Source organism: Streptomyces sp. NPDC090119, assembly GCF_044747085.1.
GTDB lineage: Bacteria > Actinomycetota > Actinomycetes > Streptomycetales > Streptomycetaceae > Streptomyces.
In genome coordinates, this window is record NZ_JBIVDK010000003.1 from 17,203 (window position 1) to 41,524 (window position 24,322).

The following is a 24,322-nucleotide window of genomic DNA, read 5'->3' on the forward strand; positions in this document are numbered from 1 at the left end:
GCGGCCCGTCCCCGTCTCGTACGGGGGCGGGCCGCCGCCTTTCGCGTGGGTCAGCCGAGGACGACGGTCTCCGCCGCGTCGAACTCCACCCCGACCTCGGCGCCGGTCTCGGGCGCGTCGCGCAGCGGACAGGCCGCCTCCAGGTGCGGGCCGCCGTCGGCGGGCCGGAGCCGGAGCGCCACATGGGTGCCCCGGAAGGTGCGCGCGGTCACCGTGCAGGCCAGCCCCTCGCCGGCGGCCACGACCCGCACCCCGGCGGGCCGCACCAGCAGCTCTCCGGCGCCCTGCGGTGACCCCTCCGGCACCGGCAGCTTGCCCCAGGGAGTGTCGGCGGCCGTCCCGGTGACGCTCGCCGGGACCACGTTCTCGAAGCCGAGGAACCTCGCCACGAAAGCGTCGGCCGGTCGGCGCCACACCTCCAGCGGGGTTCCCGACTGCGCGATCCGCCCGTCCCGCATCACCACCACCCGGTCGCCCAGCGCGAACGCCTCGCCCTGGTCGTGGGTGACGGCGAGCACGGTGGTGCCCAACCGGCCGAACAGCTCCCGGAGTTCGACCACCAGCCGCTCCCGCAGCGAGCGGTCCAGCTGCCCGAGCGGCTCGTCCAGCATCAGCAGCCTCGGCCGGGGCGCGAGCGCCCGCGCGAGAGCCACCCGCTGCTGCTCACCGCCAGAGAGACCGGCCACCGCCCGCCGGGCCGCACCGGGCAGCCCGACCAGCTCCAGCAACTCCCGCACCCGTTCGTCCCGTTGACCCTTGGGCAGGCCGTGCATCCGCAGCCCGAAGGCGACGTTGCCGCCCACGTCCCGCTGTGGGAAGAGCTGGTGGTCCTGGAACATCAGGCCGACCCCACGCCGGTGCGCGGGCACCCCCGCCTGGTCGCGCCCGTCCAGCAACACCCTTCCGCCGTCCAGGGGTTGGAGCCCGGCCACGCTCCGCAGCAGGGTCGACTTGCCGCTGCCGCTGGGTCCGAGCACACACACCACCTCGTGCTCGGCGACCCCGAGGTCCACCGTGTCGAGCACCGGTCGCCCGCCGAGACGGACGGTCGCCTCCTCAAGGCTCAGCAGCATCAGAACTCCCCCGTCCGGTCGGTGCGCAGCCGCTCCAGCACGAGCAGCGCGGCCGCGCAGACCACCATCAGAATCGTGGAAAGGGCCATCGCCTGGCCGTAGTTCAGCTCTCCCGGACGGCCCAGCAGCCGGGCCACCGCCACCGGGAGGGTGGGGTTGTCGGGCCGGGCGATGAACACGGTCGCCCCGAACTCGCCCAGCGACACGGCGAACGCGAACCCGGCCGCGACCAGCAACGCCCGCCGCACCAACGGGAGATCGACCTCCCGCCAGACCCGCCAGGGCGAAGCGCCGAGCACCGCCGCCGCCTCCCTGAGCCGGGTGTCCACCGCCCGCAGCACCGGCAGCATGGTCCGTACGACGAAGGGGGCGCCGACCAGGGCCTGGGCGAGCGGCACCAGGAACCAGGACTGGCGCAGGTCCAGCGGCGGCTCGTCCAGCGCGATCAGGAAGCCGAAGCCGACGGTCACGGCGGAGACGCCGAGCGGCAGCATCAGCAGGGCGTCGAACCCGCGTACCAGTCGGCCCGCGTCCCGCCGGGCCAGCGCGGCGGCGGCGAGTCCGCCGACGACCAGGGCGATGGCGGTGGCGGCGACCGCGTACTCCAGCGAGGTCCACACCGCGTGCAGCGGCGCCACCAGGAACGTACCGCCGTCGGCGTCGGTGAGCGCCCGGTAGTAGCCGAAGCCCGGCGCGTCCAGTGAGCGGCGCACCAGCACGCCGAGCGGCAGCACCAGCAGGACCGCGATGGTGGCGAGGACCCCGCCGAGCAGCGTCCACTGTCCGGCGCCGCGCGGGCGGCGGGCGGTGCCGGAGGCGTCGACCAGGCGCAGCGCGGTCTCCCGGCGCCGTACCGTCCAGGCGTGCACGGCGAGGATCGCGCCGACCGCGGCGAACTGCACCAGGGTGAGGACGGCGGCCGTGGTCAGGTCGAAGACCTCGGAGGTCTGCCGGTAGATCTCCACCTCCAGGGTGGAGAAGGTGGGCCCGCCGAGGATCTGGACCACGCCGAAGGAGGTGAAGGTGAACAGGAACACCATCAGCGCGGCGGCGGCCACGGCGGGCGCCAGCGCGGGCAGGGTGACCTGGCGCCAGGCGCGCAGCGGGGAGGCGCCGAGCATCCGGGCGGCCTCCTCCTGCCGGGGGTCGAGCTGGCCCCACAGCCCGCCGACGGTGCGCACGACGACGGCGTAGTTGAAGAAGACGTGCGCGATGAGGATCGCCCACACCGTGGTGTCCAGCCGTACGCCCCACAGTTCGTCCAGCAGCCCGCCGTGGCCGACCAGGGCGAGGAACGCGGTGCCGACGACCACCGTGGGCAGCACGAACGGCACCGTGACCACGGCCCGCAGCACCTGTTTGCCGGGGAACTCCAGCCGGGCGAAGACCCAGGCGGCGGGCAACGCGATCAGCAGGGTGAGCGCGGTGGAGGCGAGCGCCTGCCAGGTGGTGAACCAGAGCACGTGCCGGATGTCGGAGCGGCCCAGCACCTCGGCGAACCGTCCGAGATGCCAGCTGCCGTCGGCCTTGAGCCCGCGCGCCGTGATGGCGGCTACGGGCCAGGCGAAGAACAGCGCGAAGAAGGCGACGGGCAGGGCCATCAGCCCCAGCCGCGCCACGCTCCCGCGGCCGCGCCGTCCGGCTGCTTCCGCCGCTCCGGCTGCTCCGGCCGCTTCAGCTACTTCAGTACGAGAGACGTCCACGAGCTGACCCACTGGTCGCGGTTGGCGGCGATCTTCTTGGGCGCCATGGTCTGCGGGTCCTTGACGGCGGGCCCGTACTCGGTGAACTCGGCGGGGACCTTCGCGTCCTTGATCACCGGGTACACGAACATGTTCAGCGGCATGTCCTGCTGGAACTGCTTGGAGAGCAGGAAGTCGAGGAACGCCTTGCCGCCCTCGGGGTTCTTCGCGTGGTCCAGCAGCCCGGCGAACTCGACCTGCCGGAAGCAGGTGCCCTCGGAGACACCGGTGGGGGCGGTCTTCGGCTTCTGCTTGGCGTAGATCACCTCGGCGGGCGGCGAGGAGGCGTACGACACGACGAGCGGCCGGTCACCGCCCGCCTTCCTGCCCTCGGAGGAGCCGGAGAACTCCTGGTAGTACGCCTGCTCCCAGCCGTCGACGACCTTGACGCCGTTGGCCTTGAGCTTCTTCCAGTACCCCTCCCAGCCCTTGTCGCCGTAACTCGCGGCGCTGCCGAGCAGGAAGCCGAGGCCGGGCGAGGAGGTGGCGGCGTTCTCGGTGACCAGCAGATTCTTGTACTTGGGGTCCGCGAGGTCGGCGAAGGTGCGCGGCGGCTTCAGCTTGTGCTCGGTGAAGTACGCCTTGTCGTAGTTGACGCAGATGTCGCCGTGGTCGACCGGCGTGACCCGGTGCTTCGCCGCGTCGAGCTGGAAGGCGGGGTCGACCTGGCCGAGGCCCTTGGCGGCGTACGGCTGGAAGAGGCCGTTGTCGAGGGCGCGGGAGAGCAGGGTGTTGTCGATGCCGAAGAAGACGTCGCCCTGGGGGTTGTCCTTGGTGAGGACCGCCTTGTTGACGGCCTGCCCGGCGTCGCCGTCCTTGAGGACGCGCACCCGGTAGCCGGACTGCTTCTCGAAGTCCGCGATCACGTTCTTGGACGCGGCCCACGAGTCGTGGCTGACAAGGGTCACGGTCTTGGTGTCCGCGGCCCCCTTGGTGTCGGTGGACCCGCACGCGGAGAGCGTGAGCAGGCCGAGGCCGACCGCCGCGGCCACGAAGGTCTTGGTGTGCACTGGTGGTCCTCCTGGGGTGGGCCAGGAAGAGACGCGGCCCTGCCCTTGACTCCACGCGGGAGTCCGGGCAGGGCACAACAGCTTGAGTGATGACCGAACTTCCTACCCAGAATGACCTGGGCGAGGTTCAGAGGGTCTGCGGCCTGGTTGCCGCACTCTCAGCGCTGTGGCGCTCCCCTGTCGGAATATGCAGATGTATGACCGTACGAACGTGTACGGGTATGACGTTGTACTGACCGGCCCAGGTTACCGCTCGGTGGCCGCGAGCTGACCACACGCCCCGTCGATCTCCTGACCGCGGGTGTCCCGGACGGTCACCGGCACGCCGTGCGCGGCGATGGCCGCCACGAACGCCTTCTCGTCCTCGGGACGGGAGGCGGTCCACTTGGAGCCGGGGGTGGGGTTGAGCGGGATCAGGTTGACGTGCACGGGCTTGCCCTTGAGCAGCCGGCCGAGCCGGTCACCGCGCCACGCCTGGTCGTTGATGTCCCGGATCAGCGCGTACTCGATGGACAGCCGACGCCCGGACTTCTCCGCGTACTCGAACCCGGCGTCCAGCACCTCGCGCACCTTCCACCGCGTGTTCACGGGAACGAGGGTGTCGCGCAGCTCGTCGTCGGGGGCGTGCAGCGAGATCGCCAGCCGGCACTTGAAGCCCTCGTCGGCGAAGCGGTGGATGGCGGGGACGAGGCCGACGGTCGACACGGTGATGCCGCGCTGAGACAGGCCGAGGCCGTCCGGGGCGGGGTCGGTGAGCGCCCGGATGGAGCCGACGACGCGCTTGTAGTTCGCGAGCGGCTCGCCCATCCCCATGAAGACGATGTTGGACAGCCGGGCCGGACCGCCGGGCACTTCCCCGTCCCGGAGCGCCCGCATGCCGTCCACGATCTGGTGCACGATCTCGGCGGTGGACAGGTTCCGGTCGAGACCGGCCTGGCCCGTGGCACAGAACGGGCAGTTCATCCCGCACCCGGCCTGCGAGCTGATGCACATGGTGACCCGGTCCGGGTACCGCATCAGCACGGACTCGACGAGGGTGCCGTCGAACAGCCGCCAGAGCGTCTTGCGGGTGGTGCCCTGGTCCGTGGCCAGATGCCGGACCACCGACATCAGCTCAGGGAACAGCGCCTCCCGCAGCTTCTCCCGCGAACCGGCCGGGATGTCCGTCCACTGCTCGGGGTCGTGCGTGTACCGCGCGAAGTAGTGCTGCGAGAGCTGCTTGGCACGGAACGGCTTCTCGCCCGCCTCCGCGACAGCGTCCTTCCGCTCCGCGGGCGAGAGGTCGGCGAGATGCCGCGGCGGCTTCTTGGCTCCGCGGGGGGCGACGAAAGTGAGTTCTCCAGGCTTGGGCATGGTGGTACCAGTGTCTCAGATCGACTTGGGTGGCCCTGGTCGTGTGTTCGTGGTCTCCGCCACCGGGCATCGTGACTCAGGAAGCGCTGCCCGAGGACTACCGTCTCCCACGCCGCAGACCTTGGGGTGCCCGGACGGCGACGGGCCCCCGCTCCAAAGCTGGAACGGGGGCCCGTCGGACTTCCGGGACGGTCAGGAGCCGACGAACGCCACCATCAGCAGCCACACCACCGGGGCCGTCGGCAGCAGGGAGTCCAGGCGGTCCATGATTCCTCCGTGGCCGGGGAGGAGGGTGCCCATGTCCTTGATGCCGAGGTCCCGCTTGATCATGGACTCGCCGAGATCGCCCAGCGTGGCGCTGGCCGCGACCGCGAGGCCGAGGACCAGGCCCTGCCACCAGGCGCCGTCCTCGATCAGGAACTGCATGCACAGCGCGCCCGCGACCATGGCGAACGCCACCGCGCCCATCAGACCCTCGCGGGTCTTGCCGGGGCTGATGCGCGGAGCCAGCTTGTTCTTGCCGAAGCGCCAGCCGACCGCGTACGCGCCGGTGTCGCTGACGACGGTGAGGAGCAGGAACGTCAGCACCCGCCAGGGCCCGTCGTCGGCGGCGAGCATCATCGCCACGAACGTCGCCAGGAACGGCACGTAGAACGCGGCGAAGACACCGGCCGTGACGTCCTTGAGGTAGCCCTCCGGCGGCTGGGTCATGCGCCAGACCAGCACCGCGAGCGCGGTCAGCGCCATGGCGACCCAGGCGCCCTCGGCACCGCGCGCGTACCCGGCGACCACCATGGCCGCACCGCCCAACGCGAGCGGCACCAGGGGAACCTTGATCCCCTTGCGCTCCTGGAGTCGACTGGCCAGCTCCCACAGCCCGACGACCACCGCGACGGCGACCACACCGACGAAGACGGCCTTGACGACGAACAGCGAGGCGATGATCACCACGCCGAGTCCGACGCCGACGCCTATGGCCGCGCTCAGGTCACGGCCCGCGGTCTTCTTCGGCGCGGGCACCGGCTGCGGGGAGTCGGGCATCGGGTCGTCGTCCTGGTCTCCGCCATACGCGGGTACGTCGGGCACGCTGGGCATGAGGTGAGTCTGCTGCGCCTCGGGCGCATCGTATGCGGGACCCGCCGTGACAGCCCCCTGGGCAGGCCCACCCGCGGTGGGCCCCCAGTACCCGGCCTGCCCCGCCTGCGGCGGCGCCCCCCAGGAAGAGTCGCTCATCAGACTTCGAGCAGCTCCGCTTCCTTGTGCTTGAGAAGCTCGTCCACCTGCGCCACGTACTTGGCGGTCAGGTCGTCGAGCTCCTTCTCGGCGCGGCGGCCCTCGTCCTCGCCGACCTCGCCGTCCTTGATCAGCTTGTCGATGGCGTCCTTGGCCTTGCGGCGCACGGAGCGGATCGAGACCTTGGCGTCCTCGGCCTTGTGCTTGGCGACCTTGATGTAGTCGCGGCGGCGCTCCTCGGTCAGCTCGGGGAACACCACACGGATGATGTTGCCGTCGTTGCTGGGGTTGACGCCCAGGTCGGAGTCACGGATCGCCTGCTCGATGTTGCGCAGCGCGCTCTTGTCGAACGGGGTGACCACGGCCATGCGCGGCTCCGGCACGGAGAACGAGGCCAGCTGGTTGATCGGCGTCGGGGCACCGTAGTAGTCGGCCACGATCTTGTTGAACATCGCCGGGTGCGCACGGCCGGTGCGGATCGCGGCGAAGTCCTCCTTGGCGACCACGACGGCCTTCTCCATCTTCTCCTCGGCTTCGAGGAGGGTCTCTTCGATCACCACTTGCTCCTGCGTGTCTTGAGTGAGGCCCGGCTGCGTTCCCCGATCGGGCGGCGGCCGGCTGCGTCGCGTCTGCTTCCTGCACGGTTCCCGACCGGCAGGACATTGTCCATCCCCCGGCCGGGGCGCGTCCCGTCACCGGGTCGCGCCGGGGCCGGGACCCTCGGTCAGTCCCGGCTGCTCTGGTCACCCACGAGCGTGCCGATCTTCTCACCCTTGACGGCCCGCGCGATATTGCCCTCCGCCAGCAGCTCGAACACGACGATCGGCAGGCTGTTGTCACGGCACAGGGTGACGGCGGTGGCGTCGGCGACCTTGAGGTCGCGGGTGATGACCTCGGCGTAGCCGAGCGCGTCGAACTTGACGGCGTCCGGGTTGGTCTTGGGGTCGGCGTCGTAGACCCCGTCCACGCCGTTCTTGCCCATGAGCAGCGCCTCGGCGTCGATCTCCAGGGCGCGCTGGGCGGCGGTGGTGTCGGTGGAGAAGTACGGCATGCCCATGCCCGCGCCGAAGATGACCACGCGGCCCTTCTCCAGGTGGCGCACGGCACGCAGCGGGATGTACGGCTCGGCGACCTGGCCCATGGTGATGGCGGTCTGCACGCGGCTGTCGATGCCCTCCTTCTCCAGGAAGTCCTGGAGGGCGAGGCAGTTCATCACGGTGCCGAGCATGCCCATGTAGTCGGAGCGGGCCCGGTCCATGCCGCGCTGCTGGAGCTCGGCGCCGCGGAAGAAGTTGCCGCCGCCGATCACGACCGCGATCTCGGCGCCGTCACGCACGACGGCGGCGATCTCGCGGGCGATCTTGTGCACCACGTCGGGGTCGACGCCGAGGCCACCGCCGCCGGAGAAGGCCTCTCCGGACAGCTTCAGCAGAAACCGGCCGTGCAGTTTGCCGTCGTCGCTCTTCTGGGCCTTGGTGGTCATGGGGTTCCCGCCTCTTTCACGTGTCGCACATACGAAGAAGGCCATTGCCGGTGGGGTCGGTTCTCGCTCCCATGCGCGGCAATGGCCTCCTCGTCAGATCTGCTGCCGTCCGCCGCCTGGCTCACGGATGGCGGTCCGCACAAACGACTGCTGTCGACCCTATCGGGGTCGCGCGTCGATCGCGGTACGGACTCAGATGCCGACCTTGATGCGCGAGAAGCGCGTCAGGGTGACACCGGCCTCGTCCAGCACCTTCTGGACGGACTTCTTGTTGTCCAGGGCGTACGGCTGGCCGAGCACCGTGGCGTCCTTGAAGAAGCCGTTGAGGCGACCCTCGACGATCTTGGCGATCGCGGCCTCGGGCTTGCCCTCGGCGCGGGTGGTCTCCTCGGCGATGCGACGCTCGGACTCGACGACGTCGGCCGGCACGTCCTCCCTGGAGAGGTACTTCGGCGCGAACGCGGCGATGTGCTGGGCGATGCCCTTGGCGACCTCGGCGTTGGGCTTGTCCAGCTCGACGAGGACACCGATCTGCGGGGGCAGGTCGGGCATCGTGCGGTGCATGTACGCGGAGACGTAGCCGTCGGTGAACTGCGCGAAGCGGTCCAGGACGATCTTCTCGCCGAGGTTGGCGTTGGCCTCGTCCACGAACGCCTGGACGGTCTTGCCGGGCTCGATCTCGGAGGCGAGGAGCGCCTCGATGTCGGCCGGGGAGGTCTTGGCGACGTGCTCGGCGATGGCCTTGGCCACGGCCTGGAACTTGTCACCCTTGGCGACGAAGTCCGTCTCGCACTTCAGCTCGACGAGGACACCCTCGGAGTTGTCGTCGGCGATGATGGAGACCACGGCGCCGTTCTCGGCGGAGCGGCCCTCGCGCTTGGCGACGCCCTTCTGGCCCTTGATGCGCAGCGCCTCGACGGCCTTGTCGACGTTGCCCTCGGCCTCGTCCAGCGCCTTCTTGCAGTCCATCATGCCGGCGCCGGTGAGCTCACGGAGCTTCTTGACGTCGGCGGCGGTGTAGTTCGCCATGAGTCAGTGAGTCTTTCTGGAAGTCTTGGAAGGACGGAGATCCGCACGGGCCCGCGATCGGCTGGTGGGCCGGATCGCGGGCTTCATGTCGGCCTGCGGGTGACGGGCGGGGGCGGCGTTCGAACCGCCCCCACCGTCAGCGCCGGTGTCAGGCCTGCTCGGCCTTGGGGGCCTCGACCTCGGCGGCAGCCTCTTCGACGGCCTCGGAGACCGGGGCGTCGGGGGCCGGCGACTCGGCGGCGATCTCGACGGCCTCGGCGGCCTCGTCGGCCTTCTTCTCGCCCTCGAGCAGGTCGCGCTCCCACTCGGCCAGCGGCTCGGCCGCGGCCTTCTCGCCCTTGTCACCGGTGGCGACGCGCGAGCGGGAGATGAGGCCCTCGGCGACGGCGTCGGCGATCACGCGGGTGAGCAGGGTGACGGAGCGGATCGCGTCGTCGTTGCCCGGGATCTTGTAGTCGACCTCGTCGGGGTCGCAGTTGGTGTCGAGGATGGCGACGACCGGGATGTTGAGCTTCCGGGCCTCACCGACCGCGATGTGCTCCTTCTTGGTGTCCACGATCCAGACCGCGCTGGGCACCTTGGACATCTCGCGGATACCACCGAGGGTCTTCTCGAGCTTGGCCTTCTCGCGGGAGAGGACCAGCAGCTCCTTCTTGGTCAGACCGGAGGCGGCGACGTCCTCGAAGTCGATCTGCTCGAGCTCCTTGAGGCGCTGCAGACGCTTGTAGACGGTCGAGAAGTTGGTGAGCATGCCGCCCAGCCAGCGCTGGTTGACGTAGGGCATGCCGACGCGGGTGGCCTGCTCGGCGATGGCCTCCTGCGCCTGCTTCTTCGTGCCGACGAACATGACCGTGCCGCCGTGGGCGACGGTCTCCTTGACGAACTCGTAGGCGCGGTCGATGTACGACAGCGACTGGAGCAGGTCGATGATGTAGATGCCGTTGCGCTCGGTGAAGATGAAGCGCTTCATCTTCGGGTTCCAGCGACGGGTCTGGTGACCGAAGTGGACGCCGCTCTCCAGCAGCTCCCGCATCGTGACGACGGCCATGGCCATCTCCTTGAGATTCTCGGTTGTGCCGCGTCCGCCGGACGGCGGTCGCGCCTGACGCCCGCGGTGCGCCGTGCCGCGAAGGACCGAGGGGCGCTTGTACGAACCCTGTGAGGGGCTTCGTACCGGGGCGTGCGAAGTCGACCCGGTGACCCGGATCGCCAGAAGAAGTGTACGTGACCGCCAGGGCACCGGGTGACGCCGCTGTCCACAACCGGCTGGTTGTCCACAGATCCCGCCAAGATCGGCCGGCGAACGGCAGGGTTCTCGCATGCGATCACTGGTGCGATACGTGCTGAACTGGGCAGTCCCGCCCCTGCTGTTGGCCTTCGCCGTGCTCACGCCCCTGGCCTGGGCCGACCCGCCGCCTCCTGAGAAACCCCCTGGTGAGCGGGTGCCCGCGCTGGCCCGGACCTGGCCGGTGGGGTCGCGTCCGGCGGTGCTGCGGGGCTGGGAGCCACCCGCCACCGTGTACGCCGCCGGGCACCGGGGCGTGGACCTGGCGGCGGCGCCGGGCGCCCCGGTGCGGGCGGTGGCGGCGGGCCGGGTGTCGTTCGCCGGGCGGGTGGCGGGACGCGGCGTGGTCGCCGTGGCCCTGGCGGGCACCACGCTGCGGACGACGTACGAGCCGGTGCGCGCGGAGGTGAGGACGGGTGCGGAGGTGGGCGCCGGGGAGGTGGTGGGGACGGTGGAGGGCGCCGGGTCGCACTGCCCCCGGACATGCGTGCACTGGGGGCTGCTGGACGGGGAGGCCTATCTGAATCCCCTGGACCTGCTGCCGCCGTGGCTGCTCGGCCGCGGTCCGTCCCGGCTGCTGCCGGTGCTGGGGGTTCCGGTGCCGACCGGCTGAGCCGCGTCAGCCCTGGACGCCGCGCAGGACCATGGCGACCGCCGCCTCGGTGATCACCTCGGGGTGCTCGGCCGCGCCGAGTTCGATCCGGCGCACGGCCGCGTCCACGACGCCCTGGAGCAGCATCGCGGCGAGCCTGGGCTGCTCGTGCCCGAGGGCGGCCAGCGCCTCGACGATCATCGCCACGAGCCCGCCGTGCGCGGCCCGGATCTTCTCCCGCGCCCCGGAGTCCAGTTCGCTCGCGGAGATCGCCACGACGGCCCGGTGCCGCCGGTCCCCCACCAGGGCGAGCTGGCGGCGCACATACGCCTCGACCTTGCCCTCGGCGGAGGGCGCTTCGGCCATCGCGGTCTCGACCTCCGCCGCCCAGACGGGAAAGTCGACCTCGCACAGCTCCTCGACCACGGCTGCCCGCGACCGGAAGTACTCGTACACCGACGACCTGGCAAGACCGGTGCGCTCCGCCAGCGCGGGGAAGGTCAGCGCCTCCGTCCCGCCCTCGGACAGCAGGGTCCGGGCCGCGTCCAGCAGGGCGGCTCGCTGCATCGACCGGTGCTCGGCCACGGAGGCCGCTCGAATCCTTGGCACGCCCCCACTTTACGGACCGGCCGCGGAACGCGGCAGGAGGTCAGCGTCCGAAGCTCGCCAGCTTGGCTCTGAGCTGGAGCACCGATTTGGTGTGGATCTGGCTGACCCGGCTCTCGGTGACGCCGAGGACGTTGCCGATCTCGGCGAGGGTGAGGCCCTCGTAGTAGTAGAGCGTGACCACGGTCTTCTCGCGGTCGGGCAGGGTGTTGATGGCCCGCGCCAGGAAGCGGCGCAGCTCCCGGTCCTCGGCCACCTCGACCGGGTTGTCGGCGGCGGTGTCCTCCAGGGTGTCCCTGAGGGTGAGCTTGCCCCCGCCCTCGCCGCCGACCTGCAGCAACTCCTCCAGCGCGACCACATTGGCCAGGGACAGCTGACTGAAGACGGCGTGCAGCTCCTCGACCTCCACACCCAGCTCGGCGGCGACCTCCTGCTCGCTCGGGGTGCGCCGCAGCCTCGCCTCCAGCGTGGCGTAGGCCCGCTCGTAGTTGCGCGCCTTCTGGCGGACCGAGCGGGGAATCCAGTCCAGCGCCCGCAGCTCGTCGATCATGGCGCCGCGGATGCGGGTGATCGCGTAGGTCTCGAACTTGATCTCGCGTTCGATGTCGAACTTCTCGATCGCGTCGATGAGTCCGAACACCCCGGAGGAGACGAAGTCGGCCTGCTCCACGTTGGGCGGCAGCCCGACGCTCACCCGGCCCGCCACGTACTTGACCAGCGGCGAGTAGTGCAGGATCAGCTGCTCCCGGAGGCGTTCGTCCCCCGTCGCCTTGTACGACCGCCACAGCTCGTCGAGCGTCGAGGGAGCGGGCGGCCGCACGCTGCCGCCGTCGCGGGCGGCTGGGGGAGCCGCCGCCCGGTCGGAGCCGGAGGTGTGCTGGGGCATTCGTCGCCTAGTGCCGTTCTGCCGTGAAGTGCCGTGAACTGCCGTGCCGTAGGTGGGGGAAGCGGGGTAGGGGCTGGACGCCGGGTCTTCGGTGGGGCGCGGGCGCGGGGGGCCGCGTGGTCGGGGCGGGGTCGGGCCTGCCCGTCCGCACCCGAGCTTTCGTGAGCGTAGCGTGACTGAGGAGTCGCGGTGTGCGAACAGTGGGGCACCACCCGTGCGCGCACCCCTGTGCGAGGCCGCTCCCCCGTGTCACCCGGTTCGCTCAGTGTGACCACCGATGGGCGTCAACTCCGGTGAATCCCAAGGGCGTAGGGGGTTCCCCCGGACGGCCGAACACCCTCGGTCAGGGCGGGTGCGGGTCTTTCCGGACCGGGCGGAGCGCCTGGCGTGTCAACTTCCAGCCGTCGTCGTGTCGTTCGACATAGCCAAGCGCTCGAAGCTCGTACAGCCGGGCGACCGCCTCCTCGCGGGTGGTTCGCGCCTCGCGGGCGATCTCCTCGGGTCCGGCCGCGCGGGCGGCGGGCAGCGCGGCGAGGACGGCCGCCGCCTCGGGGGCGAGCAGATCGCGCGGGAGCACCGGGCCACGCCGTGGCGGGGCCAGCTCGCCGATCTCCCCCACGAGTTCCACGACGTCCGCCGCGTCGCCGACGAGCACCGCCTCCCCGCGCAGCAGCTCGTGCACCCCGGCGGAGAGCGCGCTGGTGACGGGGCCGGGCACCCCCATGGTGTGTCTGCCGAGCCGCTGGGCGGCGCGGGCCGTGACCAGGGAACCGCTGCGGCAGGCGGCCTCCACGACGACCGTGCCCCGGGTGAGCGCGGCGATCACCCGGTTACGGACGACGAACCGGTTCGGTGTCGGATGGTCTCCCGGCGGCAACTCCCCTATCACCAGGCCCTGTTGGGCGATCCGGTCGATCAGCGCGGTGTGGCCGCGCGGGTAGGGCCGGTCGACCCCGCAGGCCAGCACCGCGACAGTGGCGCCGTCCGCCGCGAGGGCACCCCGGTGTGCGGCGCCGTCGACCCCGTACGCCCCGCCGGAGACGACCACCCAGCCCCGCTCGGCGAGCCCGGCGGCGAGGGTGGCGGCCACATGGGCGCCGTACTCGGTGCAGGCGCGGGCGCCCACGACGGCCACCGAGCGCAGCGCCCACATCCGCAGTCCGGGCCGCCCGCGCACCCACAGGCCCACCGGGCGGCCGTCACCCAGGTCGTCCAGCTGGGCGGGCCACTCGGCGTCCCCCGGACACACGAACCGTGCCCCGGCCTCCCGCGCGGCCGCCAGGTCCGCCTCCGGCTCGGCGCGCGCCGCCCGCGCCAGCAGCCCGCGCCAGCGGGTGCCGCTCACCCCCGGCAGCGGCTCGCCGCCCTCCCGCAGCCGCCGCACCACCTCAGGCACCCCGAAGAGCCGCAGCCACCGTCCGCCGATGTCGTCGCCGGGTTCGATCACGCGGGTGAGGAACACCCGCCCGGTCCGCTCCTCCGCCGCCCGGTCCGCCGTCATGCCAGGGCTCCGATGGCCATGGGGACGCCGCGGGGGACGCCGGTGCGCAGTTGCAGGGCGAGGGCCACGTCGGTGGCGTCCGGGCGGTCGTGTCCGGCGAGGTCGGCGACGGTCCACGCGACCCGGAGCACCCGGTCGATACCGCGCGCGGTGAGCACGCCCCGCTCCAGACTGCGCTCGGCGTCGTCCATCGCGCCCGCGACGGCGTGGAAGCGGCTGCGCAGCTCCCTTCCCGGCACCTCGCTGTTGGTGCCCCACGGGGTCCCGGCCAGCCGGGCCGCCGCCCGCTGCCGGGCCGCGCGCACCCGGTCGGCCACGGTCGCGGTGGACTCGCCGCGCGCCCCGGGGTCGGTCAGCTGGGCTCGGGTCACCGGGTCGACCTCGACCCGTAGATCCACCCGGTCCAGCAGCGGGCCGGAGAGCCGGGACTGGTAGCGGCGGATCGCCGAGGGCGGGCAGTCGCACAGGGAGTCGCGCTGGGAGAAGCGTCCGCAGGGGCACGGGTTGGCCGCGAGGACCATCAGGAACCGCGCCGGGAACCGCACCACGCCCGCGCTGCGCGCGATCACCACGTGCCCGGACTCCAACGGCTGTCGTAGGGCGTCCAGCGTCTGGCTGTGGAACTCGGGCGCCTCGTCCAGAAACAGAATCCCGCGGTGGGCCAGGGAGACGGCACCGGGCCGGGCGATGCCGGGGCCGCCGCCGACCAGCGACTGCATGGTGGCCGAGTGATGCGGGGCGCAGTAGGGCGCCACGTCGATGAGCGGTTTGCCCGGGGGCAGCAGTCCGGCCACCGAGTGCACGGCCGTGACCTCGAGCGAGTCCTGCCGGGTGAGCGGGGGCAGTACGGCGGGGAGCCGTTCGGCGAGCATCGTCTTGCCCGCGCCCGGCGGCCCCTCCAGGAAGAGATGGTGGCCCCCGGCCGCGGCCACCTCCACGGCGGTGCGCGCCGAGGTCTGGCCCACCACGTCGGCCAGGTCGTGGCCCTGGTCGTGCTGGGCGGCTCCGGCGCTGTGCATACCGGTGGCCGAGCCCGTGCCGGGCATCCGGAGACCGGCGAGCAGCGGATCGGGGCGTCCCGGGACGTCCGGCTCCTCGTCGGGCACCGGTTCGTCGGCGAGGATGGCGATCAGCTGGCGCAGACTGCGCACGCCGAGCACGGACACCCCGGGCACGAGCGACGCCTCGGCCGCCGAGCACTCGGGGACGACGACCTGCCGGTACCCGGCGTCGGCGGCGGCCAGTACGGCGGGCAGGATGCCCCGGACCGGCCGGACCCGGCCGTCGAGACCGAGTTCGCCGATCATGACGATGTCGGCGAGCACCCGGGGGTCGATGCGCTCGGCGGCACCGAGCACGGCACTCGCGACAGCGAGATCGAACCCCGAGCCGGCCTTGGGCACCGAGGCCGGGCTCAGTCCCACGGTGAGTTTCTTCTGCGGCCACTCGCCGCCGGAGTTCACCACGGCGGCTCGGACCCGGTCCCGGCTCTCCGTCAGGCTCTTGTCCGGCAGCCCCACCAGCGTGAAGGCGGCCACTCCGGGCTCCAGGTCGGCCTGGACCTCGACGAGGACTCCCTCGACACCGACCAGGGCCACCGAGCAGGTGCGGGCGAATCCCATTCAGGCCACCCCCCGCGCATGCTCCACGGCGGGCGCCCCGCGCCGGGGCAGCAGCACCCCGACCAGATCGACCCGGACCCCGCCCGGCGGTGCGCCGCCGTGCGCGTGGACCCATCGCTCGGCCAGGTCCAGGAGCCGTCGTGCCTTCTCCGGCGTGACGGCGGCCATCGGATGCTGGAAACCGCCGCCTCTGCGGGTCTTCACCTCGCAGACGACCAGCGTGCCGCCGTCCCGCGCCACGATGTCGATCTCTCCGGAGCGTCCGCAGCGCCAGTTGCGCTCCAGGATGCTCATCCCGGCCTCGGTCAGCCGCCGCGCGGCCAGATCCTCGCCGTACCTGCCCAGTCCACCGCGTGCCTTGTTCATGTCGGCACCACCTCCGGCACTCACCGTGACGGAGTACGCCGAAAGAAGTGGATCTTGGTGGACGGAGGAGCAGTTGTGGATATCTCCGTCACCCGGACAGGCGACCTAAGCCCGGCTCGCCGCCCGACTCAACACCCGGCTCACCAGCCGAGCCCGGCCGAAGCCAGCCGGAATCACCCGCTCGGCAATTCCAGATCACTCTTGTTCAGCTCCTCGATGTTCACGTCCTTGAACGTCAACACCCGGACCTGCTTGACGAACCGCGCCGGGCGGTACATGTCCCACACCCAGGCGTCAGCCATCGTCACCTCGAAGAACACCTCGCCCTGGACCGAGTGCACCTGCATCTCGTAGTCATTGGTGAGGTAGAAGCGCCGTTCCGTCTCGATCACGTATTTGAACAGACCGACGACGTCTCGGTACTCCCGGTAGAGCTTCAGCTCCATCTCGGTCTCGTACTTCTCGAGGTCCTCGGCGCTCATGGCATGTTCCCCTTCAGCCGTGCGATCCCCCCATTGTGCGCCAGTCCGGCGAACCCTCAGACGATTTCCGTGTCCAGGGTCACGGGTGTGGCCGGGGGACCCTCGTCGAGCAGCGTGCGCAGCAGCCCGGCGAGTCTGGTCGGGTACACCGTCTCATGCGCCCGCTCGAGTTCCCGGCACGTCCACCAGCGCGCTCCCGACACACTGCGCCGCTCCAGCTCGGTCAGCCCCCCGGCGGCCGTCGCCGTCTGCGTCGTACGCGCCAGGTAGTACCACTCGTCCTGGTCCCAGCGGCGCCCGGCGAACGGGAAGGAGCACCGGCGGCGCCACAGCACCGGACCCAGCTCGACCTCGGTGATCCCGGTCTCCTCGACCAGCTCCCTGAGCGCGGCCTGCTCGCGGGTCTCGACGCCCTCCACCCCGCCGCCGGGGGTGAACCACCAGTCGTCGGCCACGTCGTCCGGCTCATGGCCGTGCAGCAGCAGAATGCGGTCCTCGGGGTCCAGCAGCACCACGCGGGCGACCTTGCGCAGCCCGCCCGCGTAGGTGTCCTGGGCCTCAGCCGGCATGGACGGGCTCCGCACCGGACCGTGCGCGGGAACGGCTCAGGCCCGCCGCGATCGGACCGTAGGCGGCGCCGCCCAGCACCAGCACGGCACCGGCGACAATCATCGCCTCGATGAGGGGCAGCGGTCCCGGCTGGGACAGCGGGCCCATCGTCTCGAACCCGGTCGGCCGGGCGAGCATGCCCCGCATCGGCCAGACCACGGAGTCCACCCGGGCGGCCACCGCGCTCCGGCTCACCGTGCCCCCGGCGGCGTCGCTCAGATGGGCGGTGGAGTCCAGCGAGCCCTGGCGTTCGTCACCGAGCAGGAAGAGCCTGCCCTTCGGCACGGTCACCGTCGGAAAGCCCTGGACCTCGGCCGGGGCGCCCTTGGGCAGGTAGGGCTCGTCGACCGGCTTGCCGTTGACGGTGAGCTTGCCGTCGGTGCAGCAGGCGACGGTGTCCCCGCCGACCGCGACGACCCGCTTGACCACGTCGGAGCCGGTCACCCAGGTCTTGTCGCTGAACACGACCACGTCACCCCGGCGCACCTCCGCGCCGTCGACCCGCTGGGCCAGCACCCGGTCCCCGGCGTCGATGGTCGGGGCCATCGAGCTGGTCGGCACGGTGTACGGGCGGTAGCTCACCGCCGCCCAGCCGAACCCGGCCAGGAAGAGCAACAGGCCCACGGCCACCGCCACGCCCGACAGCTTTCCGCCGAGCCCACCCCTGGACTCCGCGCCTGCGGCACTCGCCATGTCGTCTCCCGGTCCCCTCCGCCGGGATCACCCGGCCTGCCACGATCCGCCTTTGGTAGCACACCGGGCCGGAAAGCCGCGAGGGCGGTGTCTCCCGGTGACCGGTTCTTCACCGGGTCTCCGGGAAACACCGCCCTCGGCGATGTCCGTCGGTCACACCGAAGTGCGCCGGGCTCACACCTCGCGCGGGGCCTCCGCGGCGGAGCGGGTGGCCTTGCGGCGGCGCCACACGGCCACCGGCAGCACGCCCGCGACGGCGGCCGCACCGGGCGCGTACGGCAGCGACGCGGCGGCGGAGCTCTGCTTGTCCAGGCCCGGCTGGTCGAAGGTGTCCGGGATCGGCAGCGTGCCCCAGCGGTTGACGGGCCATGCCTTCACGATCGCCCGGCCGACGACGTCCTTGACCGGCACCATGCCGTGGTTCTCGTCGGTCTGGTTGTACCGGGAGTCCCGCGAGTTCTGGCGGTGGTCGCCCATCACCCAGATGTACCCCTTGGGCACCTTGACCTTGAACTGACCGCCCTGGTCGTCCACGCTGCACGGCGTGTTGCCGGGGTAGACGTACGGCTCGCTCAGCGCCTTGCCGTTGACCTTCAGCGGGCCCGCGCCCTCGCACTCGACCGTGTCGCCGCCGACCCCGATCACGCGCTTGATCAGGTCCTTCTCCTCGGCGGACGGCATCAGGCCGATCCAGCTCAGGCCCTTCTGGATCGCGTTCTGCTCCGGCGTCGGCTCGCCCGCCAGCCACTGGGCCGGGTCGTGGAAGACGACGACCTCGCCCCGCTCGGGCTTGGAACCGAACCAGGGGGTGAGCTTGTCCACCAGGACGCGGTCACCCTGCTGGAGGGTGTTCTGCATCGAGTCGGAGGGGATCGAGAACGCCTGCACCAGGAATGTCTTGATCAGCAGGGCCAGCACCAGCGCGATACCGACCAGGATCGGCAGTTCCTTCCAGAAGGAACGCTGCTTCGCCGGCCTGCGGGCCGCGTCGCCGCTGCCGCCGCCGCCCTCGTCGGTGCGCGGGGGGCGGCCGGGCGGGGTGCCGTCACCGGCCGCCGCGAAGCCGTTCCCGGAGTTCACGGCGCCGTCCGGGGCCGAGGCGTCGGACCCCACGGGGTGCCCGCGGTGCTCCTCGCCGTCGTGCCCCGACCGTGCGCCAACCGCCACATCCCCCACGCCAACTCCTTACTCTGTGCCGCCGCCTGCCCCATACACGGTGCAGGCCCACCACTCCCATAACGAGCGGGAGTTCCGCAGGGGTCGGGAGCTGGGTCAGTCCGTTCGGGTCGTCGGAGGCAACCCTATGCGACGGCGCGGGGACCGCGGCCGCCCCGGCGGCCGCGTCGGTGACGCTTGCGAAGGTTTTAGGTTCCTCCAGGCGCGTCCAGTGCGCGAAGGGCCAGCCGATGAACATGGCCCGGCCGACGACCGACTCCTCGGAGACCGTCCCGCCGTACGACGTGTTCTGGTGGAAGCGGGAGTCGGCGGAGTTGCCCCGGTGGTCGCCCATCACCCACAGGCGGCCCTTGGGGACGGTGATGTCGAAGGAGGTGGCCGAGGGCGCGTTCCCCGGGTAGATGTAGGCGCCCTCGGTGAGCGGGGCGCCGTTGACCGTGACCCGGCCCTCGGCGTCGCAGCACTTCACATGGTCGCCGCCCACCCCGATGACCCGCTTGATCAGGTCCTTCTCGTTGTCCGAGGGCAGCAGGCCGATGAAGGTCAGCCCCTCCTTCACCTGCTTGACGCCCACGGGGTCGTTCTTCTTCGGCGCCTCCGCGCCGGTCAGCCAGCCGCCCGGATCGTGGAAGACGACCACGTCACCACGGGCGGGCCGGGAGCCGAACCACGGGGTGAACTTGTCGACCAGCACCCGGTCCCCGATCCGGATCGTCTGCTCCATCGAGCCGGACGGGATCACGAACGCCTGCACCAGGAAGGTCTTCAGCACCAGCGCGATCAGCACGGCGACCCCGAGCAGCAGCGGGATCTCCCGCACCGCCGAACGTCTGCGCTTGCGCTTCACCCGGCGCTGCAGCTTGCGCCGCTCCGCACGCGACCGGCCGGGGCTCGGCCTGCCGGTCCGGCGGGCGCCGGTGGGCAGCAGATTGTCGGCGGCCGCGCCCGACACCCCGCGCGGCCTTGCCCGGTTACCCATGCGCGGCCTCCGCGGCAGGTACGTGCGCGTAGGCGCCGGGGCGCTCGATGCGCGTCCAGTGGCCGTACGGCCAGACGATCCAGTCGGCGCGGCCCACCACGTCGGTCACCGGGACCATGCCGCCGCCGGGCGAGCCGAGATGGTCACGGGAGTCGCTGGAGCGGGCGCGGTGATCGCCGAGCAGGAAGAGACGGCCCTCGGGCACCACCACGTCGAAGGGCACGTCGGACGCGTTGTTCCCCGGATGGAGGAACGCCGTCTCGTCGACCGGGCGGCCGTTCACCTCGATCCTCCCCTCCCTGTCGCAGCAGACCACATGGTCGCCTCCCACCCCTACAACGCGCTTGACGTAGTCCGCGTGCCCGAAGTACTCGGTCCCGTCGAACACCACCACGTCACCGCGGGCCGGCCGGGCACCGAAACGGTACGCCAACTTGTTTACGAGAACGCGGTCCCCGATCCTCAATCCGCCCTCCATGGAACCGCTCGGGATCTCGAACGGCCGCACCACGAACGTGCTCAGGAGGAGCAGGAAGGCCAGGCAGGTGCAGAGGACCAGGGTGAACCGGCCGCCCGGCAGCCAGTCGGCGAGCCGGGCCACCAACGCGAAACGCGACCGGTCCCGCGCACCCGGTGTTCCGGGTGGGCGGGAGCGGTCGCGTTCCGTCGGCTGAGCTTCGGTGTCCATCGGGGCCAGATGCTATCCGGCCCCGCCACGACTCCGGGAAGGCGCTCAGTTGTCGCGCTTCTCCTTGATCTTCGCGGCCTTGCCGCGCAGCTCACGGAGGTAGTACAGCTTGGCGCGGCGCACGTCACCACGGGTGACGAGCTCGATCTTCTCGACGATCGGGGTGTGCACCGGGAAGGTGCGCTCGACGCCGACGGAGAACGAGACCTTGCGGACCGAGAAGGTCTCGCGGACGCCCGAACCCTGGCGGCGGATCACGACGCCCTTGAACTGCTGCACACGCGAGCGGTTGCCCTCGATGACGCGGACGTGCACGTTGACGGTGTCACCCGGGCGGAAGGCCGGGATGTCGGTGCGCAGCGACGCGGAGTCGACGGTGTCGAGCAGGTGGGACATTTCGTCTGCTTTCTTCGCTGATGCCACAGGTCATCAACGGAACTAGATGTTCGAAGAGGTCGGCCGTGCGGGTCGGAACGGGCGTCGTGTCCCCCTGCGGCAGGGGCGCACGCCGGACGGACGCACAACAGCGACCTATTGTTCCACGCCGTCGGTCCTGCGCCAAAATCGCCCGGACGAGTGTCCCTCCGGGTCCGGGGCCCAGCCCAGGATGGAGAGCATCTCCCGGTCCTTCTTGTCGAGGGTCGCGGGGTCGCAGCGCTCGATCAGGTCGGGCCGGTTGGCGGTGGTCCGGCGCATCGCCTCGTCCCGCCGCCAGCGCGCGATCTTCCCGTGGTGGCCGCTGAGCAGCACGTCCGGGATCTCCCGGCCCCGCCACTCGGGCGGCTTGGTGTAGATGGGGCCTTCCAGCAGGTTGGCCATGGCGCCGGGGGCGAAGGAGTCGTCCTGGTGGGACTCGGCGTTGCCGAGGACGCCGGGCAGCAGCCGGGCGACGGCCTCGGTGACGACCAGGACGGCCGCCTCGCCGCCCGCGAGGACGTAGTCCCCGATGGACACCTCGTAGACCGGCATCCGGGTCGCGTACTCGTCCATGACCCGGCGGTCGATGCCCTCGTAGCGCGCCGGGGTGAAGATCAGCCAAGGACGCTCCGACAGCTCGACGGCGAGTTCCTGGGTGAAGGGGCGGCCGCTGGGGGTCGGCACGATCACGGCGGGGCTGTGCGCGCCCGACTCGTAGCCGTCGGCCAGGACCGTGTCCAGGGCGTCGCCCCAGGGCCCGGTCTTCATGACCATGCCGGGGCCGCCGCCGTAGGGGGTGTCGTCGACCGTGTTGTGCCGGTCGTAGGTCCAGGAGCGCAGGTCGTGCACGTTCACGTCGAGCCGGCCGCGCGCGCGGGCCTTGCCGACGAGGGAGACGTTCAGCGGTTCCAGGTACTCCGGGAAGATCGTGACGACGTCGAGCCTCATGCGCCCTCGTCCTCGGCCGAAGCGTCGTCGGCCTCGTCGCGCGCGGAAGCGATCTCGGCGCGGTCGTCGATCAGACCGGGCGGCGGGGTGATGACCGCCTTCTGCTCGTCCAGGTCGATCTCGCTGACGATCTCCTCCACGAACGGGATCAGCACCTCGCTGCCGTCCGGGCGCTCCACGATGAAGAGGTCCTGGGAGGGCAGGTGGGAGATCTCGGTGATCCGGCCGACCTCCGTGCCGTCCTCGGTGACCACGTCGAGGTCGATCAGCTGATGGTCGTAGTACTCGTCCTCGTCGTCCGGCGTCTCCTCCGGGTCGACGTCGGCGATCAGCAGCGTGTTGCGCAGCGTCTCGGCGGCCGTGCGGTCACCGAAGCCCTCGAAGCGCAGGAGGAGACGGCCGCTGTGCACGCGGCCGGTGGCGATGGTGAGCGGCCCGACGGACGCCGGGTCGGTGGCCAGGACGGCGCCCGGCGCGAGCCGCGACTCCGGCTCGTCGGTACGCACCTCTACGGTGACCTCGCCCTTGATGCCATGGGCACGGCCGATCCGTGCGACTACCAGCTGCACGAGTACAGATCTCCTGTCATACGACTACGGGCCGGGGACGGCCCAGTGGCCCTCCCCGGCCCGAGCCGGATTGCATGGAAGCGTCAGCGGACGTGGTCCACGTCGACGAGGTCGACACGGACACCGCGGCCGCCGATGGCGCCCACGACGGTACGCAGAGCACGCGCGGTGCGGCCGTTACGACCGATCACCTTACCGAGGTCGTCGGGGTGCACCCGGACCTCCAGCACGCGCCCGCGGCGCAGGTCACGCGAGGCGACCTGCACATCGTCGGGGTTGTCGACGATGCCCTTCACGAGGTGCTCAAGCGCCTCTTCGAGCATGATGCTCAGGCCTCGGTCGACTCGGCGGACTCAGCGGCCGCCTCGTCCTTCTTCTCAGCCTTCTTCTTCTGGGTGATGGCCTCACCCTTGTTGTCGTCGGCGGAGCCCAGGGCCTCGAACGACGGACGCTCCGGCTTCGGCGCGGCCACGAGCAGCGGCGCGGGGGCCGGCTCGCCCTTGAACTTCTGCCAGTCGCCGGTCTTCTTCAGAATGGCGAGCACCGGCTCGGTCGGCTGCGCACCGACGCTCAGCCAGTAGGCGGCGCGGTCGGCGTCCACCTCGATGACCGACGGGTTGTAGGTCGGGTGGTACTTGCCGATCTCCTCGATGGCCCGGCCGTCACGGCGGGTACGGGAGTCGGCGACGACGATGCGGTAGTGAGGCGAACGGATCTTGCCCAGACGCTTCAGCTTGATCTTGACTGCCACGGGAGTGAGTTCTCCTGGTTTTGACGTGTGTTGGGCACGGCGGAGTTGCCGCGTGGGGTTGCGGTACCCGAGTGCCCGATGGACGCGTCAGCCGGAGGAGAGAGGGGTCCTGTGCGACTGTCGAGTACAGCTTGCCATTGTGCCATATCCTGCGGGGCCGTTCGGCCGGGGTGGGTGATCTTGGGCATGCCTGTGGAACACCCGGTGCTGCCCCCGCGACACCGCTGCCCGCAGGGGTGAACGAGGAGCCGGGGCGAACGATGAGCCGGACGGTACGACTGCCACGAGCAGCCGCGTCGTCAGCTCGCCGCCGCGACCGCCTCCGGGATGCGGAACGGCTTGCCGCAGCCGCCGCACATGATCGGCGCCTGCGCCAGGACCGAGGGGACCACCCGGACGTTGCGGCCGCAGTCGCAGACCGCCTTCACCCGGACACCGCCCCCGGAGGAACCGTGCCGCGCGGCCGGACCCCGGAAGGTGCGCGAGGTGTCGGCGGAGGTGGCCACCGTGTGCGCCTTCAGCGCCCGCTGCAGCCGGTCGATGGTCGGACGGTAGCGCCGCTTGGCCTCGGGGTTGAGCGTGACCAGCGAGAAACCGCTGCTCGGATGCGGCTCCTCGGGGTGGTCCAGGCCCAGCTCCTCGGCGACGGCCAGGAAACGGCGGTTGTGGTAGCGGCCCGCCCGGGAGGTGTCGCGCACCCCTCGGGAAGCGGCGATGCCGTGCACCGCCTCGTGCAGCAGCCGCTCGAAGGAGAGTTCGTGCCCGCACGCGGACGACGACTCCCCGATCAGGGATTCCGGTGCGGCGAGGTCGGGCAGCTCGGGGTGGTACCGCTGAATGTCGGCCCACGCCTGCGCCAGCTCCGCGGCGAGAACAGGTGGTGTCTGTGTCGTGCTCACGTAATGACAACGAGCGGGGGTGCCGCTGTGTTCCTATTCCGGGGCATCTCAAATAATTTGCACCTACCCGTCAGTTGTCGCCGATGCGTCCTGACGAGGGCGGGTCCGCCGTTTCACGGAGAAGCCTCGCAGCTCACCCCAAGCCGGTGCGTAGCCACCCGTACGGTTCCCGGCGTCCGCGGGGCTACTGCCACCACCGGAGCCGCACGTTACCGGGTGCGCCCGAGCGCCCCCGCACCCGGTGGTGCGCTCCGGATTGCGGGGGCGTGAATTCGAGCCACACGCGCCAACCGACGGCAAGCCGGGCCCCACGACCACTGGACGACTCGG

27 protein-coding genes and 1 riboswitch are annotated in these 24,322 nt (G+C 71.3%); of the genes, 1 reads left to right on the top strand and 26 read right to left on the bottom strand.

Going from position 1 to position 24,322, the window contains the following annotated elements:
* Positions 1–50: 50 nt before the first annotated feature.
* The 9 genes from ACIPPM_RS12725 to rpsB all read right to left on the bottom strand — a co-directional run bounded on the left by ACIPPM_RS12725 (position 51) and on the right by rpsB (position 9,971).
* Positions 51–1,073, bottom strand: a complete 1,023-nt coding sequence (locus tag ACIPPM_RS12725; RefSeq protein WP_401446537.1) for an ABC transporter ATP-binding protein — start codon at positions 1,071–1,073, stop codon at positions 51–53.
* A complete protein-coding gene (locus ACIPPM_RS12730) occupies positions 1,073–2,674 on the bottom strand; it encodes an ABC transporter permease (RefSeq protein WP_401446540.1) in 1,602 nt (533 codons plus the stop codon). The genes ACIPPM_RS12725 and ACIPPM_RS12730 overlap by 1 nt, the downstream gene beginning before the upstream one ends.
* A gap of 77 nt (positions 2,675–2,751) precedes the next feature.
* A complete protein-coding gene (locus tag ACIPPM_RS12735) occupies positions 2,752–3,825 on the bottom strand; it encodes a thiamine ABC transporter substrate binding subunit (RefSeq protein WP_401446543.1) in 1,074 nt (357 codons plus the stop codon).
* A gap of 81 nt (positions 3,826–3,906) precedes the next feature.
* Positions 3,907–4,014: riboswitch (TPP riboswitch) on the bottom strand.
* Positions 4,015–4,071: 57 nt separating this feature from the next.
* Positions 4,072–5,178, bottom strand: coding sequence for a 23S rRNA (adenine(2503)-C(2))-methyltransferase RlmN (rlmN, locus tag ACIPPM_RS12740; protein ID WP_388994799.1), 1,107 nt, complete (start codon positions 5,176–5,178; stop codon positions 4,072–4,074).
* Between the two features lie 192 nt (positions 5,179–5,370).
* Entirely contained in the window at positions 5,371–6,411 is a 1,041-nt protein-coding gene (locus ACIPPM_RS12745) for a phosphatidate cytidylyltransferase (protein ID WP_401446546.1), read from the bottom strand.
* Positions 6,411–6,968 carry a ribosome recycling factor gene (gene frr, locus ACIPPM_RS12750; protein ID WP_026248385.1) on the bottom strand — a complete coding sequence of 186 codons (558 nt, stop codon included), beginning with the start codon at positions 6,966–6,968 and terminating at the stop codon, positions 6,411–6,413. The genes ACIPPM_RS12745 and frr overlap by 1 nt, the downstream gene beginning before the upstream one ends.
* Before the next feature lie 167 nt (positions 6,969–7,135).
* On the bottom strand, positions 7,136–7,894 hold the full coding sequence (gene pyrH, locus ACIPPM_RS12755) for a UMP kinase (protein ID WP_388994808.1): 759 nt from the start codon (positions 7,892–7,894) through the stop codon (positions 7,136–7,138).
* Positions 7,895–8,086: 192 nt separating this feature from the next.
* Positions 8,087–8,923, bottom strand: coding sequence for a translation elongation factor Ts (gene tsf, locus ACIPPM_RS12760; RefSeq protein ID WP_401446551.1), 837 nt, complete (start codon positions 8,921–8,923; stop codon positions 8,087–8,089).
* A 148-nt stretch (positions 8,924–9,071) separates the two neighbouring features.
* Positions 9,072–9,971: a 30S ribosomal protein S2 gene (gene rpsB / locus ACIPPM_RS12765; RefSeq protein ID WP_388994814.1), complete on the bottom strand. Its 900-nt coding sequence runs from the start codon at positions 9,969–9,971 to the stop codon at positions 9,072–9,074.
* Between the two features lie 271 nt (positions 9,972–10,242).
* Between rpsB and ACIPPM_RS12770 the strand changes: the two genes are divergently transcribed.
* Positions 10,243–10,821 (top strand): peptidoglycan DD-metalloendopeptidase family protein, encoded by a 579-nt coding sequence (locus tag ACIPPM_RS12770; protein ID WP_401446555.1) that lies wholly within the window; start codon positions 10,243–10,245, stop codon positions 10,819–10,821.
* A 6-nt stretch (positions 10,822–10,827) separates the two neighbouring features.
* Here the strand turns inward: ACIPPM_RS12770 and ACIPPM_RS12775 are convergent, their stop codons facing one another.
* The 17 genes from ACIPPM_RS12775 to ACIPPM_RS12855 all read right to left on the bottom strand — a co-directional run bounded on the left by ACIPPM_RS12775 (position 10,828) and on the right by ACIPPM_RS12855 (position 23,992).
* Positions 10,828–11,385, bottom strand: coding sequence for a TetR/AcrR family transcriptional regulator (locus ACIPPM_RS12775; RefSeq protein ID WP_401448441.1), 558 nt, complete (start codon positions 11,383–11,385; stop codon positions 10,828–10,830).
* A 64-nt stretch (positions 11,386–11,449) separates the two neighbouring features.
* Complete coding sequence (gene whiG, locus ACIPPM_RS12780) at positions 11,450–12,292, bottom strand: RNA polymerase sigma factor WhiG (protein ID WP_401446558.1); 843 nt, start codon at positions 12,290–12,292, stop codon at positions 11,450–11,452.
* 343 nt (positions 12,293–12,635) lie between these two features.
* The gene (gene dprA / locus ACIPPM_RS12785; RefSeq protein WP_401446561.1) at positions 12,636–13,793 is read right to left on the bottom strand and encodes a DNA-processing protein DprA; all 1,158 of its coding nucleotides are present in this window, start codon (positions 13,791–13,793) and stop codon (positions 12,636–12,638) included.
* Positions 13,790–15,415, bottom strand: coding sequence for a YifB family Mg chelatase-like AAA ATPase (locus tag ACIPPM_RS12790; protein ID WP_401446564.1), 1,626 nt, complete (start codon positions 15,413–15,415; stop codon positions 13,790–13,792). Before ACIPPM_RS12790 ends, dprA begins: the two co-directional genes overlap by 4 nt.
* A complete protein-coding gene (locus ACIPPM_RS12795) occupies positions 15,416–15,781 on the bottom strand; it encodes a YraN family protein (RefSeq protein ID WP_393599514.1) in 366 nt (121 codons plus the stop codon).
* Between the two features lie 173 nt (positions 15,782–15,954).
* On the bottom strand, positions 15,955–16,263 hold the full coding sequence (locus ACIPPM_RS12800; protein WP_018544766.1) for a DUF2469 domain-containing protein: 309 nt from the start codon (positions 16,261–16,263) through the stop codon (positions 15,955–15,957).
* Positions 16,264–16,319: 56 nt separating this feature from the next.
* On the bottom strand, positions 16,320–16,832 hold the full coding sequence (locus ACIPPM_RS12805) for an NUDIX hydrolase (protein WP_401446569.1): 513 nt from the start codon (positions 16,830–16,832) through the stop codon (positions 16,320–16,322).
* Complete coding sequence (gene lepB, locus ACIPPM_RS12810; RefSeq protein WP_401446572.1) at positions 16,822–17,565, bottom strand: signal peptidase I; 744 nt, start codon at positions 17,563–17,565, stop codon at positions 16,822–16,824. Before lepB (ACIPPM_RS12810) ends, ACIPPM_RS12805 begins: the two co-directional genes overlap by 11 nt.
* Before the next feature lie 174 nt (positions 17,566–17,739).
* Positions 17,740–18,645, bottom strand: coding sequence for a signal peptidase I (gene lepB / locus ACIPPM_RS12815; RefSeq protein ID WP_401446575.1), 906 nt, complete (start codon positions 18,643–18,645; stop codon positions 17,740–17,742).
* Positions 18,611–19,720, bottom strand: a complete 1,110-nt coding sequence (gene lepB, locus ACIPPM_RS12820; protein ID WP_401446578.1) for a signal peptidase I — start codon at positions 19,718–19,720, stop codon at positions 18,611–18,613. Before lepB (ACIPPM_RS12820) ends, lepB (ACIPPM_RS12815) begins: the two co-directional genes overlap by 35 nt.
* The gene (gene lepB, locus ACIPPM_RS12825) at positions 19,713–20,408 is read right to left on the bottom strand and encodes a signal peptidase I (protein WP_401446581.1); all 696 of its coding nucleotides are present in this window, start codon (positions 20,406–20,408) and stop codon (positions 19,713–19,715) included. Before lepB (ACIPPM_RS12825) ends, lepB (ACIPPM_RS12820) begins: the two co-directional genes overlap by 8 nt.
* Positions 20,409–20,453: 45 nt before the next feature.
* Positions 20,454–20,804, bottom strand: a complete 351-nt coding sequence (gene rplS, locus ACIPPM_RS12830) for a 50S ribosomal protein L19 (protein ID WP_384366787.1) — start codon at positions 20,802–20,804, stop codon at positions 20,454–20,456.
* 135 nt (positions 20,805–20,939) lie between these two features.
* Positions 20,940–21,773, bottom strand: a complete 834-nt coding sequence (trmD, locus tag ACIPPM_RS12835) for a tRNA (guanosine(37)-N1)-methyltransferase TrmD (protein WP_401446585.1) — start codon at positions 21,771–21,773, stop codon at positions 20,940–20,942.
* Positions 21,770–22,342, bottom strand: a complete 573-nt coding sequence (gene rimM, locus ACIPPM_RS12840; RefSeq protein ID WP_401446588.1) for a ribosome maturation factor RimM — start codon at positions 22,340–22,342, stop codon at positions 21,770–21,772. The genes trmD and rimM overlap by 4 nt, the downstream gene beginning before the upstream one ends.
* An 83-nt stretch (positions 22,343–22,425) precedes the next feature.
* On the bottom strand, positions 22,426–22,665 hold the full coding sequence (locus ACIPPM_RS12845; protein WP_005479813.1) for an RNA-binding protein: 240 nt from the start codon (positions 22,663–22,665) through the stop codon (positions 22,426–22,428).
* Positions 22,666–22,670: 5 nt separating this feature from the next.
* Positions 22,671–23,093, bottom strand: coding sequence for a 30S ribosomal protein S16 (rpsP, locus tag ACIPPM_RS12850; protein WP_161147810.1), 423 nt, complete (start codon positions 23,091–23,093; stop codon positions 22,671–22,673).
* 299 nt (positions 23,094–23,392) lie between these two features.
* The gene (locus ACIPPM_RS12855; RefSeq protein WP_030808564.1) at positions 23,393–23,992 is read right to left on the bottom strand and encodes a hypothetical protein; all 600 of its coding nucleotides are present in this window, start codon (positions 23,990–23,992) and stop codon (positions 23,393–23,395) included.
* Positions 23,993–24,322 lie beyond the last annotated feature (330 nt).

Coding starts and splice junctions, on each gene's coding strand:
- ACIPPM_RS12725 (WP_401446537.1), bottom strand. CDS start 1,073: ATGCTGCTGAGCCTTGAGGAGGCGACCGTCCGTCTCGGCGGGCGACCG.
- ACIPPM_RS12730 (WP_401446540.1), bottom strand. CDS start 2,674: ATGGCCCTGCCCGTCGCCTTCTTCGCGCTGTTCTTCGCCTGGCCCGTA.
- rlmN (WP_388994799.1), bottom strand. CDS start 5,178: ATGCCCAAGCCTGGAGAACTCACTTTCGTCGCCCCCCGCGGAGCCAAG.
- ACIPPM_RS12745 (WP_401446546.1), bottom strand. CDS start 6,411: ATGAGCGACTCTTCCTGGGGGGCGCCGCCGCAGGCGGGGCAGGCCGGG.
- pyrH (WP_388994808.1), bottom strand. CDS start 7,894: ATGACCACCAAGGCCCAGAAGAGCGACGACGGCAAACTGCACGGCCGG.
- tsf (WP_401446551.1), bottom strand. CDS start 8,923: ATGGCGAACTACACCGCCGCCGACGTCAAGAAGCTCCGTGAGCTCACC.
- rpsB (WP_388994814.1), bottom strand. CDS start 9,971: ATGGCCGTCGTCACGATGCGGGAGCTGCTGGAGAGCGGCGTCCACTTC.
- ACIPPM_RS12770 (WP_401446555.1), top strand. CDS start 10,243: ATGCGATCACTGGTGCGATACGTGCTGAACTGGGCAGTCCCGCCCCTG.
- whiG (WP_401446558.1), bottom strand. CDS start 12,292: ATGCCCCAGCACACCTCCGGCTCCGACCGGGCGGCGGCTCCCCCAGCC.
- dprA (WP_401446561.1), bottom strand. CDS start 13,793: ATGACGGCGGACCGGGCGGCGGAGGAGCGGACCGGGCGGGTGTTCCTC.
- ACIPPM_RS12790 (WP_401446564.1), bottom strand. CDS start 15,415: ATGGGATTCGCCCGCACCTGCTCGGTGGCCCTGGTCGGTGTCGAGGGA.
- ACIPPM_RS12795 (WP_393599514.1), bottom strand. CDS start 15,781: ATGAACAAGGCACGCGGTGGACTGGGCAGGTACGGCGAGGATCTGGCC.
- ACIPPM_RS12800 (WP_018544766.1), bottom strand. CDS start 16,263: ATGAGCGCCGAGGACCTCGAGAAGTACGAGACCGAGATGGAGCTGAAG.
- ACIPPM_RS12805 (WP_401446569.1), bottom strand. CDS start 16,832: ATGCCGGCTGAGGCCCAGGACACCTACGCGGGCGGGCTGCGCAAGGTC.
- lepB (WP_401446572.1), bottom strand. CDS start 17,565: ATGGCGAGTGCCGCAGGCGCGGAGTCCAGGGGTGGGCTCGGCGGAAAG.
- lepB (WP_401446578.1), bottom strand. CDS start 19,720: ATGGGTAACCGGGCAAGGCCGCGCGGGGTGTCGGGCGCGGCCGCCGAC.
- lepB (WP_401446581.1), bottom strand. CDS start 20,408: ATGGACACCGAAGCTCAGCCGACGGAACGCGACCGCTCCCGCCCACCC.
- rplS (WP_384366787.1), bottom strand. CDS start 20,804: ATGTCCCACCTGCTCGACACCGTCGACTCCGCGTCGCTGCGCACCGAC.
- trmD (WP_401446585.1), bottom strand. CDS start 21,773: ATGAGGCTCGACGTCGTCACGATCTTCCCGGAGTACCTGGAACCGCTG.
- ACIPPM_RS12845 (WP_005479813.1), bottom strand. CDS start 22,665: ATGCTCGAAGAGGCGCTTGAGCACCTCGTGAAGGGCATCGTCGACAAC.